Raw genomic sequence first — 14,087 nt, forward strand, 5'->3', positions numbered from 1 at the left:
GCTTTATTTGTTAACGCTTCATTTCCTCAAAAAACTCCGCATTGGTCTTGTGATTTTTCATGCGCTCAAGGAGGAATTCAATCGCTTCACACTCTTCCATCGATTGCAGAATCTTACGCAGAATCCAGGTGCGGTGAAGGTCTTCAGGACTTAAGAGCAGATCTTCACGGCGGGTACCGGAACGATTAATGTTGATGGCCGGGAATACACGACGCTCAGAGATATTACGGCTTAAGTGGATTTCCATGTTACCGGTTCCCTTGAACTCTTCGTAAATCACTTCATCCATTTTTGAACCAGTATCAACCAGGGCGGTCGCAATGATGGTCAGACTGCCACCTTCCTCCACATTACGGGCCGCACCGTAGAGGCGCTTGGGACGCTGCAGGGCGTTGGCATCCACACCCCCGGTGAGTACCTTACCTGAAGAAGGAATCACGGTGTTGTAGGCCCGCGCAAGACGGGTAATGGAGTCTAAAAGAATGATGACATCGCGCTTGTGCTCGACCAGGCGCTTGGCTTTTTCAATGACCATTTCGGCCACCTGGACGTGACGGTTAGCGGGTTCATCGAATGTGCTGGCGACCACTTCGCCCTTAACAGAGCGCTGCATCTCGGTCACCTCTTCGGGTCGCTCATCAATCAACAACACAATCAGGTAACAATCGGGGTAGCTTTTCTCAATCGAATGGGCAAGATTTTGCAGCATCAGTGTTTTACCCGCTTTGGGGGGGGACACAATCAAACCGCGCTGACCGCGGCCAAAGGGAGCGCATAAATCCACAACCCGGGCCGTTAAATCTTCTGTACTGCCATTGCCCTGCTCCATCACCAATCGCCGGGAGGCAAACAGCGGTGTTAAGTTTTCAAAGGAGATTTTACGTTTGGTGCTGTCAGGGGAATCAAAGTTAATCTGGTCAACTTTCAAGAGAGCAAAGTAGCGTTCATTGTCTTTGGGGGGACGAATTTTACCGTACACCGTGTCCCCTGTACGCAGGCCAAAGCGTCGAATTTGACTGGGGGAAACATAGGTGTCGTCAGGACCGGCCAAATAAGAGGCATCGACTGAACGCAGGAAGCCAAACCCATCGGGCAATACCTCCATCACACCGCCGCCCAGGATATCCTCTCCTTTGCTGGCGTGCGCTTTGAGGATGGCAAATAAAATATCCTGCTTGCGCATACGTGACGTGTTTTCGACCCCCATTTCCTCGGCGATAGTAACGAGGTCACCAATGGGCATTTGCTTAAGTTCTATAAGATTCATACTTCTCACTTGAATGTGTTATTAAATGAAATGAATTTTCCAGGAAAATTGTATGGGAAAGTCAGCAAGGAAACTGCTGCCTACGGGTTCATTTGTCAGTAGCCAATCTTTTTATTTCTGAAATAACTGATTACGAAGTGTTGGTGTAATTTAGCAAATCAGAACAGTCTGGGATTGGTGACCTGAAAAATTAGCCACATATTGAAGTTTTATCGTATCACACTCTGGCTATGAAAGCCATCTTTTTTTACCCTGACTGCGCAAACAGCCAGGGTAACCACTCGTTACACATTGCTTTCGACAAAAGCACTTAATTGGGATTTAGACAACAATCCCATTTTAACGGCCTCTACCTGCCCATTTTTAAACAGAATCAGGGTAGGAATACTCATCACGCCATATTTGGACGGCATTTGCTGATTTTCATCGATATTCAATTTGGCAAACGTCACGCTGTCGCCGTGACTGGCGGCCACCTCTTCGAGGATGGGGGTTAATGCACGACAAGGACCGCACCATTCCGCCCAGAAATCAACCAGAACGGGTTTATTGGAATTCAGTACATCCTGTTCGAAACTCGCGTCCGTTACTGTTTTTATATAGTCACTCATGGATATAGCCCCTGATTTAGGTATTGGAAAAAGTATAGCAATTATAGATCACCCCAGACCGCTTGCAAAACACTAATGGCCGTAATCGCAGCCGTCTCCGTACGCAAAATACGCGGCCCAAGGCTTAAAGGCAGAAAGCCCGCTTGCTGAGCCTCATCTGATTCAGAGGGACTTAAGCCGCCTTCAGGACCAATTAACAGCATCGCTTCCTGCACGTGAAGGTCGCTGTAGCTTCGGTAATGATGCAGCGTACCCGGTTGCAGAATAAAGCCGGGAAAACCGTTTCTCTTTAATAACACCTCATGAAACGACACAGGACTATGCACCAGCGGCACCTGGTTGCGGCCGCATTGCTCACAGGCGGCCACGGCTATCGCCTGCCATTGTGCCTGCTTCTTCTCCAGGCGCGCCGCATCAAGTTTGACCGCACAGCGCGCTGTGAACACAGGGCTGATGCTAGCGACACCCAGTTCCACTGCTTTTTGCACCACCCATTCCATGCGGTCGCCTTTGGAAATGCCCTGCGCCAGGTGAAGACGAAGCGAGGACTCCCTGTCCACCCGTTCGGCCTCCTTAAGCCTCACGGTCACGCGTTTTTTATGAACAGCCGTAATTTCAGCCTTAAACTCACGGTTATCACCAGAAAAAAGGGTCAGCCCCTCACCGGGCTGCATGCGCAGCACCACGCCAATGTGCTGACCTGCTTCTTCCGTCAGCGTTATTTCCTGCCCGGCCAGGTAATCACCAGGCTGGTAAATGCGTACTTCCCTCACCTTGCCCCCTGCGTCTTAGGACGCCGCCTCGCTGGTTAAATCGTCCTCCGGCGCGAATTCGATTTGTTCGTGGTGCGCATTGTCGATAACCAGCTCTGACCAGTACAGCATGATTAGGCTGAAAGGCAAAAGACAAACCATATCCCAGGGAAACTGCAAAATACCCAGGCCGCCAAACGAACCCAGATAGGAAATCACCAGCAACACGGTCATGTAAGATAAGAACCAGAATAGACTCTGACCACAGGCCCTGAGTGGCTTGCGGTTATAAATCAGGCTAATCACCAATCCTGCCAGCAATGCCGCATACAGTTTCCATAAAATCGCGAAACCGCACCAATACAGCATTAAATTACACACGTAAAACGCAATGTGCGAAAAAAAGCCGCTGTAAGGCAGTCTGAACGGTCTTGGGGTATCCGGCTGCAATCGTCGCATTGCCAGAAGACAAATGGGACCAATGCCGTAAGACAGAATACTCGCTGACGATAAAAACGCCACCAGCTTCTGCCAACCAGGGAAGGGCAGGAATGAAAACAATCCTACCAGGAAATTGGCATACAAGGTGACGTAGGGGATTTTATGGCGATTCACTTTAAGGAAAAATTCAGGCAGGTGATGATTTAAAGCCATGCCATACACGATACGGGACGTAGCCGCTGTATAAACCAGCGTGGTGCCAAAGGGGGAAAAGGCCGCATCGATCATGAGCAGTGTGGCCACCACGGTTAAACCCAGCAACAGGGTTAACCCGACCAACGGACCGCTGTCGCCCGGATAGTGGAGTGCCTGCCAGCCATTGCCCAGGTATTTTTGCGGCATGGCGGCAAGGAAACTGAATTGCAGCATGAAATAAAGTGCAAAGCCAATTAACACCGCCCCGAGAATTGCGATGGGAATATCACGCTGCGGGTTCTTCACTTCGCCAGCCAGAATCAGGCCATTTTGAAATCCGGTAAAAGCAAAGGCCACGCCTCCGGCAGACAGGGCCGTAAAAATCTGCACCCAGCTTTCCTTATCGCCAAGATGGATGGAAATATTAGCCAGCGACGGACTGTTATGAAGCAGCGCGATAATCGCAATACTGGGCAGAATAAATTTAATGATGCTCGCGTATTTGTTACATTCCGCCAGCATTTTAATGCCATAGGAATTGAGAATCACCACAAAGAGCATGATGGCGCCTGCAGCCGCATACCCGTATCCTGACAAACTGAGTGCGGCGGGATCACCTGCCATCAGAGCCGGGAAAAAATGGCTGGAGTATTGCAGGATCGCCTGAATCTCAATCGGGGTCATCACCACATAGGAAAGCCAGGATGTCCAGGCAAACAAAAAGCCCACCTCCTTGCCGTGAGTGAACGTTGGGTAATTAGACATCCCGCCCGCAACGGGAAACATCGTCCCCAGTTCACACAGCGGAAGAGCGATAAATAACATGAACAAGGCAGCGATAACCCAGCTGACCAAGGCATTGCTCCCTGCCATCTGCGCACTGATGAAGGGGCTAAACAGCCAGCCTGAGCCAATCATTCCACCGGCGGAGGCGACTAAGATATTTGTTCTCGAAATATCGCGTTTTAACATGTATTGTTTTCCTTCTATCGCCCATTCTGATCCCTTGGCCAAAGCGGCTTGCCCCCGGAACTCGTTGTTATTTCACATCGCCTGACTGTTTTTAATCAAATCACAACCAGATTTAGCGAATGAATAGACAAAACCTTTTTCGATGGTATCATTACAGCGCTTTTTCAGGAAGTAATGTAACGATTTAAGGGAGTAAATAACGTGAAGTATTTTGTCAATAAAACCAGCTGCCTGACCCTGGCTTTAGCCTGTGCAACACCTGCTTTTTCAGGCACCATGGGTGCAGCGGAAGATCTGGGCCATCATTTTTTCTTTAGTGTCGCCCCCTTTTATGGCGCCATCACGGATGAAGGGATTAATAAACTGGTCTTTGCCGAGCAGGCAACACCGTCAGGCCAGGTGACTGCCTTCCTGCCCGATGGGGAATCCGACTGGGGTTATACCTTAAGTCTGGGCTATGCGTTTGATCCCAACCATGAGCGCGATCTGGTGCTGACTTATTCCCATCTGTCAACTGAAACCAGCAAAAACATTGCCGTGGGCGAAGATGGCCTTATCATTAACCGTTTAAGCCAGCTTGCCAATTTTGGCCCTCAGTACGTCAGAGGCCCCGCGTCAGCCGGTATAAGTGCGGATTATGAATACCAGACTGCCGATTTGATTACCAATCACTATTTCCCATCCGAACAGTTTAACCGGGTCGAGTTTTCCCGATTTTACGGCATCAAGGCCACGGAATTTAAAAAGGGATTCACAGCCAATTACAATGGCCGTTTCATCAATGAGTTCGCCGGGATAAACATACCCTCAATTGACAACATCAATTACTCCGCCAAGTATTACGGGATTGGCCCACGCATCGGTATGGGCGGCAAGTGGCGCTTAAACCGCATTTTCAGTGTCGGCGGCGATGTATCGGCATCCATTCTAGTCGGCTCCTATAAAAACGAATGGAATGAAACGCTGGCCTTTGACGAGTTCCTTGGTGAACTTCCGCCAAGCCCTGTGCACACCTACACTCAAGTCACCAACAGCCGGGCCTGGGTATCGCCTGTATTAGCCGGAAATCTGGCCGTGGCCGCTGATTTTGATGTCAGAAGCGCCAACCATATCCGCATTGAAGGCGGTATCGGTTCCGAACAATACCTGCCCCACCTGTCGCCCGATTCCTACCGTGCCAAGGAAGGGGATAATACACTTTATATTCCTCAGCATTTCTCCATCAGAAGCCTCTTCATCAAATTCACTTATTTCTGCTAATGGATCTTCACAAGGCTTGATTCCAATCAAGCCTTGTTTTGTTTTTTTGGAGGTATGGTCGTGCAAATGAGTCAGTTGGATCAGCAGCATGTACGCGACAAAGTTATTCCTATTCACCAGCAAATTCATCCTACTGCCCTGATTGCCCAGGGAGCAAGAATCGGATCCAATGTTAGCATTGGTCCGTTTTCTGTCATTGGCGAAGACGTTGCCATCGGCGCCAATACTGTCATCGGCTCCCACGTGGTCATTGAAGGCTGGACGACCATCGGCGAACGCAATCAGATTCATACCGGCGCAGTCATTGGCTCTGTTCCGCAAGATTTGAAATTCAATGGCGAAAAAAGTTTCGTTTCCGTGGGTGATGACAATATTATTCGGGAATACGTTACCATCAGCCGCGGCACAGCCGGCGGAGGAGGCGAAACCACCATTGGCCATGCTAATTTATTAATGGCCAGCTGCCATGTGGGCCATGATGTACGAATGGGCGATCATAATATCATTGCCAATGCTGTCGGTATCGCGGGGCATGTCATCATCGAAGATTGGGTCACCATTGGCGGTATTGCGGTTATTCATCAATTTTGTAAACTGGGACGCATGGCCATGATAGGCGCCAAGAGTTACATCAATAAAGACATCCCGCCTTTTGCCCTGGTGCAGGGAAATCCCGCCAAATTATATGGGGTCAATATTGAACGCTTGCGCCGCAATCAGTTTAAACCTCAGCAGCGTCTGCTTATCCAGCGCGCTTACAAAATCCTTCATCGCTGCAATTATCATTTACCCAATGCCATTGCCGAAATTGAACAGGACTTGTTGCCGGATGAGCAAATCGCCTGCCTGCTCCATTTTCTTCGTCACAGTGAACGCGGCATTTGTCGGGGGAATCGCGAATGAAATCCTTGCGTTTTAATCAAAATCACGGCCCATTCAGCTTAGCCACCTTGGCCCGGATTTCTGACGCTGCACTGCATAACCCCGAAGACAGCGATTGCCTGATTCATCAGGCAGCGCCTCTGGATGAGGCTAAAGAATCAGACATTGCCGTATTCCATAATCTAAAATACATCAAGACCTTTAAAAACTCCTCTGCGGGAGCCTGCGTCATTTTCCCGGACGCGGTTAAACATGCCCCGCCGGCTATGAAGTTGCTGATTCATCACAACCCTTATAAAGCCTTCGCACTGGTCATGCAGCATTTTTATTCCCGCCCCAAAGAAGCACCCGGTATTTCGCCCCAGGCTTTTATTGCCAGAAGCGCTTCCATTGGCAAGGGGTGCATTATTCAGCCTGGGGCATACATTGGTGAACGTGCCGTCATCGGCGAGGGAAGCGAAGTTGGCGTGAACAGTTACATTGGCCATGACGTGATCATTGGTAAAAATTGTCGCATAGAAAACAACGTCAGCATCACCAACACCCTGATGGGCAATGACGTGGTGATTTATACGGGCGCTAAAATTGGGCAGGAGGGCTTCGGCTTTGCCACGGACGCAGAAGGCCATTACAGCATTCCTCATATCGGCTGCGTCATCATTGGTAACAACGTGGAAATAGGCGCCAATACTTGCGTGGATCGAGGTTCCGTTAAAAACACGATCCTTGAGGATCATTGCCGCATTGATAACCTGGTGCAGATTGGTCACAATGTCACCATTGGCCGCGGTAGCATCGTGGCCGGCACTTCCGGGATTGCCGGCAGTTCCCACCTGGGGGAATTTGCGACCGTAGGCGGGGGCGTCAGCGTGGTTAACCACGCGAAAGTCGGCAACGGCGCCATGGTATTAGCCCACTCGCTGGTCATTAACGATGTGCCGCCCGGGACACGGGCAGGAGGAACCCCCGCCATCGAGGCCCGCCAATGGCATAAACAATCATTAAGCTTGAAAAAATTATGCCGATGAAGGCGCGGCCTGGAGGAGTTTGATGACCGCCATGGCGGCCTTGCTATTGGCATCCTGCTTTAACTGCTGATGCAACCGCTCAAATTTTTCCATTACCCTGGCAGGGGCGTCGCCCTTGGCCAGTAATTCTAGAAGGCATTGGCTGATGGCCTCAGGCTTGGCCTGCTTTTGAATAAATTCCGGCACCAGCGCCTCATTGGCCAGCAGGTTAGGCAGCGCAATGTAGTTAATTTTAAGCTGCGGGGCAATGATGAGGTGACTCAAGGCACTCCATTTATACGCGACCACCATATTGCATTTTAATAACATGGCTTCAAGGATTCCCGTACCCGATTTAACCAACACCGCATTAGCCAGCGCCATCGCCTCTCTCGCCCCCCCCTGCTGAAGTTTTATATTCAGATGAAGATAACCTGACGCACGCCATTGCGCCTCGAACAATGCCATGGCTTTTGAAGTTGCCAGGGGCACGATAAAGATAAGATCCGGCCGTTTCAGGCTCAGTTGCTTCATCACGTCAAGATACAGCGGACCCAAGTAACGAAGCTCGCCAAGACGACTGCCAGGCAGCAGGGTAACGAGGGTATCGGAATCAGCATAACCAGCCTGTTCTCTTAGGCGCTTTTTATCCACTTGCGGGTCAATCATATCCGCCAGTGGATGGCCAACGAAAGAAACCGGTACCCCGTACCGTTGATAAAATGTTTTTTCAAAAGGGAACAGGGTCAATATCAGATCCACAGCCTCCTTGACTTTATACACCCGTTTTTGCCGCCATGCCCATAGTTTGGGACTGACATAATGGATGGTTTTTATCCCTTGCTTTTTAAGCTTTTTCTCGACGACCAGATTAAAACCGGCATAATCAATGCCGATAAACACGTCGGGGGGATTCATTGTCAATTCCCTGATTAGTCGTTTGCGCAAAAAAAGCAGCGGCAAGTAACGCTTCAACACATCGGTAATCCCCATGACCGACAGGTAGTCCATTGGAAAAAAAGAATGAAATCCCTGGCTTTGCATTTGCGCTCCGCCGATGCCGACAAACGTGACATTCCCAAGCCCCTCGTTAAGCGCCGCAATTAATCCCGCCCCTAATAAATCCCCCGAAGGTTCCCCTGCTACGATGGCTATTTTGATTGGACGCTCGCCCATCCCTTACTACTCTGCGGAATTTTAAGTAAACCGACTATAGTGGACATTCCCTTGCTTTACAATGCACACGGTGCTGGTAAAATTCACGTTTTGTGCTGTGAGAGTGCTATGGAACACAAGGAAACATCCCATGAGCCATCCATCACCTGGTTAGGGCGGCTGTTTTACCATGCATTCCATAAACCGACGTCTCAAACCCACACCAACATCCATGCTGCCTTTGGAAATCGACTATCGGACAAACAAAAAAAACAATTGATTATGGCTTTTTATTCCCACATGATCACGCTGTTTAAAGAGTTGATTATTTGTCTGTTACGGGGGGTGAAACCCCTGAAAAGAAAAACGGATATGCAGGGGCTTGAACATTTATTGGAAGCCGTAAAGCAAAACAAGGGCGTCCTGCTGCTCACTGGCCATTTTGGCAACTGGGAAATTGGTTGCCCCCTCTGTTATGTCATGCTCCCTACTTCTAACCCGGCCTATGCTGTACGCAAGCCCATTAAACGCGCCTGGGCGGAAAAATTGCTATTTGCTAATTACCGACGTCACGGCTTAACCATTATCCCTAAAAACAAGGCCAGAGGCCCTATCCTTGACGCTCTCAGGCGGCAAGGCTTGGTCTTCATCACCTTTGATCAACGAGCGCCAGCGAAATCAAAAGGGACGTTACTCACTGATTTTTTAAATTTGCCAGCCTACACTTATCAGGGTTTGGCTTTATTAGCCAACGAATCGGGTGCCCCTGTCGTTCCTGTTTCCTGCCATCGATTACCGAAAGGCAGGCATCGGATCGAATTTCATCCCGCACTCACCTGGCAGGAGGATCCAGATTCAGCCGCTGCCCTATTAAAAAATACCGTGATTTATAACCAAACACTGGAGAGGCTGCTGTTGCGTCATCCCGAGCAGTGGATTTGGTCTTATAAGCGCTGGCAACTCTAAAGGACCCGGAGCATCCATGCCGCAAATCTCCCTCGATAATCTTAAAATCACTGCCGTTGGCCGCCTGATGTATTATCTCGTCCCGCTGCGCAAGCGCATTATCATGAAAAACATAGAGCGCGTTTTTAAATGCCATTCCAAACAGGAAAAAATGAATCTGGCCAAAGCCTTTTATTCCCACTTTTTAACAACACTCAAAGAAATCATTTCTATACGATGGTGCAATCATGACAAGCTGAGAGAGGGAATAGAAATCGAAGGCCTTGAGCATCTTCTGTCTGCCCATGCACAACAACGCGGCGTGATTTTACTTTGTGCTCACGTAGGCAATTGGGAATATGCTCCCTTACTGGGCTTTCCCACGATTGCGGCCCTTTCTGGCCGCTTTTATTTTGTCCGCCGTGCAATCCGTATCAAATGGTTGCAAAAAATCCTGTTCCAGCGCTTTCAAAAGGCAAATCTTTCCATCATTGACAGCCGCGACATGTTTAAACACGCACGAAAATTGCTGCGTGACAATAACGTCCTGGTGTTTACATTTGACCAGCATGCCAGCATAAATGGACGTCATGGTATTGCCGTTGATTTTTTTGGCAGCAAAGCAGGAACCTATAAGACGCTTGCTTTCCTGGCAGGTAAAACAGGGGCGTTGGTTGTCCCCGGCGCCACCTATAGACTCAACAAAAAACACCATGTTCTTCAGTTCTATCCCGCCCTCGTCTGGAAAGAAAATGAGGATTGGGAGCAGGCCCTGCATGACAACACCCGAATTTATAATCAAGCCATTGAGCAATTCATCTTAGCCAATCCCGCCCAATGGTTATGGCCGCATCGGCGCTGGAAACTGGACGACCTGGAAAAAAGCGGTTGATTCTGTTGCGGCCCGCTGCTGTGGCTGTGTTAAGATTAGCATTTTGCTAATCAGGAACCCATTATGAGTAACACACGCATTGAAACGGACAGCATGGGCGAAATTGCTGTGCCCGCTTCCCGGTATTGGGGCGCACAGACAGAGCGATCCCTTCATCACTTCAACATTGGCCGCGACATCATGCCGCGAGAAGTCACCCATGCCTTTGGCATTTTGAAAAAAGCAGCGGCGTTAACCAACCTTGAGCTTGGCAAGCTAAGTCAGGATAAAGCCGATTTAATCATCAAAGCCGCCGATGAGGTCAGTGCCGGCCTGCTTGATGAGCACTTCCCCCTGCACGTTTGGCAAACTGGCAGCGGCACCCAATCCAATATGAATGCCAACGAAGTCATATCCAACCGCGCCATTGAGCTGGCCGGCGGCGTCATGGGCAGCAAAACACCGATTCATCCCAATGACCATGTCAACATGTCACAATCGTCGAACGACACCTTTCCTACCGCCATGCACATCGCTGCCGCACTGGCTTTCAAGCAGAAATTAATACCCGCCGTGCAACATCTTCGCGATGCGCTCGCGGACAAAATGGATCGTTTTAACCGCATCGTTAAAATTGGCCGTACGCATCTGCAGGATGCGGTGCCTCTGACGTTAGGTCAGGAGTTTTCGGGTTACGTAGCCCAGCTTGATGCCTGTCTGCATCGTTTTGAGGCGGTGTTGCCGGAACTTTATGAACTGGCTTTAGGGGGTACCGCTGTCGGTACAGGATTGAACACTCATCCCCAGTTCGCAGACAAAGCCGCAACGCATATCGCCGCATTGACACAACTACCCTTTGTGTCAGCAGCCAATAAATTCGCGGCCTTGGCCTCGCATGAGGCACTGGTGATGGCGCATAGTACGATGAAGGCTTTAGCCTGTGCTTTGATGAAAATTGCCAATGACGTGCGCTGGTTGGGCTCAGGTCCTCGCTGCGGATTGGGCGAATTGATTTTGCCTGAAAATGAACCCGGTTCCTCCATCATGCCCGGCAAGGTTAATCCCACCCAGTGCGAGGCCATGACCATGGTTTGCGCTCAGGTGATCGGCAATGACACCAGTGTCGCGGTGGCGGCCAGCCAAGGGAATTTCGAACTCAACGTCTTTAAGCCGGTCATTATTTTTAATGTTCTGCATTCTCTGAATCTGCTGGCAGACACCTGCCATTCATTCCAGGAGTTTTGTGTGGAAGGGCTTGAAGCCAATGAAGCAAAAATTGCGTATTACCTTAAAAACTCACTGATGCTGGTCACTGCGTTAAATCAACACATTGGTTACGACAAAGCGGCCAAAATTGCCAAAACAGCCCATCATGACAACACGTCGCTTCAGGAAGCCGCCGTCAAGCTGGGTTACCTCACCGCTGAACAGTTTAATGAGTATGTTAAACCGGAAGAAATGATTTCACCCCGCTAATCCTTACGGGCAATCTCGTTACTCAACAGGGCGCTGACAAGCTGCGCCCTGTTGGTAAACACCCATCGAATACCGCGATTCAATTCCCGATACAGGCTGTTTTTTGAATCGATGAATCCAACCCCCACCTGCTGCCTGGCTGCCGTGAGCGGTTTGATTTTTTTATTGCTCAATAACAAATAATGACCTAACACCCCGCCGTAATTTGCTTTTAAACTCAAGGTGCAGAACTGTTGCACATTGTTATGTTCCGGGACGAGAAGAAGGGCTGCTCGCGGGAAACGTGTGAAGGGACGAAGCAATGCCTCATCAAGGCTAATCAGATGGTAATCGTCAATTGGGGTTAATGCCTGCAGGTCTTCATACAACAGGGTCTCATCCACGGGGGTTTTCAATTCAATAAACAAATGAAGTCGCTTGCCATAATGGTTGATGACCTCCGCCAGCGAAGGAATGTCCGGGACCCGTTCCCGCAAGTCTTGAAAAGACAACTCGCCAATCGCTTCAGGTCGCTGCCATAATCGCATAAGGGTGGGGTCATGATGCACAACAAGAACACCATCCGCAGTGCTTCGCACATCGAGTTCGATTCCCCAACAATGGCAGCTTAGGGCGCGGGCAAAAGCCGCGTCCGTGTTTTCGATAACCTGGCGGTCATGGGCACCGCGATGAGCAATCACGCGCGCCTGTTTAAGGATCTCAGGCGACGGCCTTCCACGTGGAATGACCGCCATGATGGTATTGATGCACCGTTCAATCACCGTGACGAAAGACATGAGGTTTTCCAGAGTTTTGTTTTTTGTAAAAAATTCAACTATAACAAGAATACAGGGGTATAGAGAGTCAGAAAAACACTTTATTTCATAAAATACTCGAATAATCATTGACAGACCCGACGTTCTTGAGTATTTTACCGTCCTATGCCGAGGTGGTGGAATTGGTAGACACGCTAGCTTCAGGTGCTAGTGGGGGTAACCCCGTGGAGGTTCGAGTCCTCTTCTCGGTACCATTGATGGATTTCATTTTACGCAGTAAATCGTCGCATTACATGAACCATTTTTGAAATAAATACTCGCGATTTTTCTTCATTCGCCTGAATCAACATCATTAAAAACATCAGTCAATGTTTCAATTCATCCATTATCGTACTGAAACGCTCATGTGTTTAATCCCCTGTGCCATTCTGGCAGATAACAATAGTCGCAACGGTGACAGCAACACAGGTTAGTCTCGAGCCAATGGTTATTTTTAAGGTGAAATAGTCGCTAGCGCTTCACCATAACGAATTCCATCGCCAGCCTTAAGCGATGGAAGCCAGTCCACTTTGGCGCCATTGGCAAACATCAGCACCACCGTTGACCCGAGTTTGAAGTAACCCATCTCTTGCCCTTGCTCAAGGCTAAGGGGGCTTTCAGCGTAGCTGAATTCCTGCACCTGATGCAGGCGCTTTAAATCGCCCTCCCAGGCCGTGCCAATCGCCCCCACAATGACAGCTCCCACTAATACCATGGCCATCAATCCAACCTGGGTCTCAAAAAAAACCACAAGGCGTTCGTTGCGCGCAAACAGGCGCGGCACCGTTCTGGCGGTGGCGGGTTGTACAGAAAACAATTTTCCTGGGACATAGATCATGTGTTGCAAAGTCGCCTTTATCGGCATGTGAATGCGGTGATAATCCTTAGGCGACAGATAAAGGGTGGCAAAACGGCCATTCACAAACGGCTCATAGCGCGATGGCTCGCAGGCCAGGAAATCATCCACGCTATAATAACGCCCTTTGGCCTGCAGTAACTGACCCCTGTCAATACGACCCAACTCACTGATTACGCCATCCACGGGCGACACAATGTCAGCGTCCGCCAGCGGACGACAATCAGGCTTTAAATGACGAATAAAAAAATCATTGAAACAAGCATAATTCTCGGGGTTTTCCTCGTACGCCTCACTCATGTTCACGCTGTATTTGGCAATAAAGCGTTTGATCAAACGGTTTTTGACCGCCGGCACTTTCACTTCCGCCAGCTTACCTGCCATGGAGGTTAATGTGTGTTTTGGCGCAATGAATTGCGGCAGGGTTTTTAGAAAATCACGGGACATGAGTATTTATTAAAAAAAGCAGGATGAGGAAATATACCCTGAAAATACGCCGTTTGTCATGAATTATAGCGTATTGTGAATGCTGGATTAGAAATCATTTTACAATTGGATAATTATATGGCTAATTAATAATTGGTTTTACAAATGAATGGAATG

General features: G+C 49.3%; 13 protein-coding genes and 1 tRNA gene. 7 read left to right on the forward strand and 7 right to left on the reverse strand.

The features are described 5' to 3' along the window. Positions 1–10: 10 nt before the first annotated feature. The 4 genes from rho to GH742_RS14455 all read right to left on the reverse strand — a co-directional run bounded on the left by rho (position 11) and on the right by GH742_RS14455 (position 4,238). Positions 11–1,267 (reverse strand): transcription termination factor Rho, encoded by a 1,257-nt coding sequence (gene rho, locus GH742_RS14440; protein WP_108290948.1) that lies wholly within the window; start codon positions 1,265–1,267, stop codon positions 11–13. Between the two features lie 284 nt (positions 1,268–1,551). Further along, the gene (gene trxA / locus GH742_RS14445) at positions 1,552–1,878 is read right to left on the reverse strand and encodes a thioredoxin (protein ID WP_058532582.1); all 327 of its coding nucleotides are present in this window, start codon (positions 1,876–1,878) and stop codon (positions 1,552–1,554) included. A 41-nt stretch (positions 1,879–1,919) separates the two neighbouring features. After that, positions 1,920–2,651 (reverse strand): 16S rRNA (uracil(1498)-N(3))-methyltransferase, encoded by a 732-nt coding sequence (locus tag GH742_RS14450; protein ID WP_203455548.1) that lies wholly within the window; start codon positions 2,649–2,651, stop codon positions 1,920–1,922. 15 nt (positions 2,652–2,666) lie between these two features. Beyond that, the gene (locus GH742_RS14455; protein ID WP_203455549.1) at positions 2,667–4,238 is read right to left on the reverse strand and encodes an APC family permease; all 1,572 of its coding nucleotides are present in this window, start codon (positions 4,236–4,238) and stop codon (positions 2,667–2,669) included. A gap of 201 nt (positions 4,239–4,439) precedes the next feature. Here GH742_RS14455 and GH742_RS14460 point away from each other — a divergent pair, with 201 nt between their 5' ends. Genes GH742_RS14460 through lpxD form a run of 3 tightly spaced genes read left to right on the forward strand, consistent with a single transcriptional unit; the run spans position 4,440 to position 7,408 of the window. Next, the gene (locus tag GH742_RS14460) at positions 4,440–5,498 is read left to right on the forward strand and encodes an Lpg1974 family pore-forming outer membrane protein (protein WP_203455550.1); all 1,059 of its coding nucleotides are present in this window, start codon (positions 4,440–4,442) and stop codon (positions 5,496–5,498) included. A 60-nt stretch (positions 5,499–5,558) separates the two neighbouring features. Beyond that, positions 5,559–6,401, forward strand: coding sequence for an acyl-ACP--UDP-N-acetylglucosamine O-acyltransferase (gene lpxA, locus GH742_RS14465; RefSeq protein WP_203456970.1), 843 nt, complete (start codon positions 5,559–5,561; stop codon positions 6,399–6,401). Continuing rightward, the gene (lpxD, locus tag GH742_RS14470) at positions 6,398–7,408 is read left to right on the forward strand and encodes a UDP-3-O-(3-hydroxymyristoyl)glucosamine N-acyltransferase (protein WP_203455551.1); all 1,011 of its coding nucleotides are present in this window, start codon (positions 6,398–6,400) and stop codon (positions 7,406–7,408) included. The genes lpxA and lpxD overlap by 4 nt, the downstream gene beginning before the upstream one ends. Here the strand turns inward: lpxD and lpxB are convergent. Continuing rightward, positions 7,397–8,563, reverse strand: coding sequence for a lipid-A-disaccharide synthase (gene lpxB, locus GH742_RS14475; RefSeq protein ID WP_203455552.1), 1,167 nt, complete (start codon positions 8,561–8,563; stop codon positions 7,397–7,399). The genes lpxD and lpxB overlap by 12 nt on opposite strands. 108 nt (positions 8,564–8,671) lie before the next feature. Here lpxB and GH742_RS14480 point away from each other — a divergent pair, with 108 nt between their 5' ends. The 3 genes from GH742_RS14480 (at position 8,672) to fumC (ending at position 11,834) form a co-directional block, all read left to right on the forward strand. Further along, entirely contained in the window at positions 8,672–9,508 is an 837-nt protein-coding gene (locus GH742_RS14480; RefSeq protein WP_203455553.1) for a lysophospholipid acyltransferase family protein, read from the forward strand. Between the two features lie 16 nt (positions 9,509–9,524). After that, the gene (locus GH742_RS14485) at positions 9,525–10,379 is read left to right on the forward strand and encodes a lysophospholipid acyltransferase family protein (protein WP_203455554.1); all 855 of its coding nucleotides are present in this window, start codon (positions 9,525–9,527) and stop codon (positions 10,377–10,379) included. A 63-nt stretch (positions 10,380–10,442) separates the two neighbouring features. After that, positions 10,443–11,834 carry a class II fumarate hydratase gene (fumC, locus tag GH742_RS14490; RefSeq protein ID WP_203455555.1) on the forward strand — a complete coding sequence of 464 codons (1,392 nt, stop codon included), beginning with the start codon at positions 10,443–10,445 and terminating at the stop codon, positions 11,832–11,834. On the opposite strand, the gene GH742_RS14495 is transcribed toward fumC, so the two are convergent. Continuing rightward, complete coding sequence (locus tag GH742_RS14495; protein WP_203455556.1) at positions 11,831–12,610, reverse strand: glycerophosphodiester phosphodiesterase; 780 nt, start codon at positions 12,608–12,610, stop codon at positions 11,831–11,833. The two genes, fumC and GH742_RS14495, sit on opposite strands and share 4 nt — an antisense overlap. Before the next feature lie 146 nt (positions 12,611–12,756). Between GH742_RS14495 and GH742_RS14500 the strand changes: the two genes are divergently transcribed. Further along, positions 12,757–12,843 (forward strand) — tRNA-Leu (locus GH742_RS14500). A 239-nt stretch (positions 12,844–13,082) separates the two neighbouring features. On the opposite strand, the gene asd is transcribed toward GH742_RS14500, so the two are convergent. After that, complete coding sequence (gene asd / locus GH742_RS14505; protein WP_203455557.1) at positions 13,083–13,931, reverse strand: archaetidylserine decarboxylase; 849 nt, start codon at positions 13,929–13,931, stop codon at positions 13,083–13,085. Positions 13,932–14,087 lie beyond the last annotated feature (156 nt).

This window comes from Legionella sp. MW5194 (assembly GCF_016864235.1).
GTDB lineage: Bacteria > Pseudomonadota > Gammaproteobacteria > Legionellales > Legionellaceae > Legionella_C.